Below are 258 nucleotides of genomic sequence, written 5' to 3'. Positions count from 1 at the left end.
GACTGATATCGGCGCCGAACTGCTTAAACATCGCTTCTTGACGATACAGCGGCAGGCCATACTGGAACTTAGCCGTGATGATTTGGGCCAGTAGGCTTGGAGTAGTGATGCTCTTTGGCAGCATGCTTGCTGGCACCGGTGCCTGCTTTATCCTGGTTTCGGTACCTCGCTGCTCGCAAGTACGGCAACTGTACTTCGGGCGTACGTCGCGGATCACCTGTATCTTAGCCGGGATGAAGTCGAGCTTCTCGCTGACAT

At 54.7% G+C, this 258-nt stretch carries 1 protein-coding gene; it reads right to left on the bottom strand.

Annotation, left to right across the window (positions count from 1 at the left end; translation table 11 throughout):
• On the bottom strand, window positions 1–258 hold a 258-nt coding region (locus L8G48_RS13385), incomplete at both ends, for an IS66 family transposase zinc-finger binding domain-containing protein (protein WP_248265091.1).

Origin of the sequence: Idiomarina aminovorans (assembly GCF_023155095.1) — a bacterium.
GTDB classification, from domain to species: Bacteria; Pseudomonadota; Gammaproteobacteria; order Enterobacterales; family Alteromonadaceae; genus Idiomarina; species Idiomarina aminovorans.
Note: the sequence above shows the minus strand (reverse complement) of the source record. Positions and strands in the feature narration are given on the sequence as shown.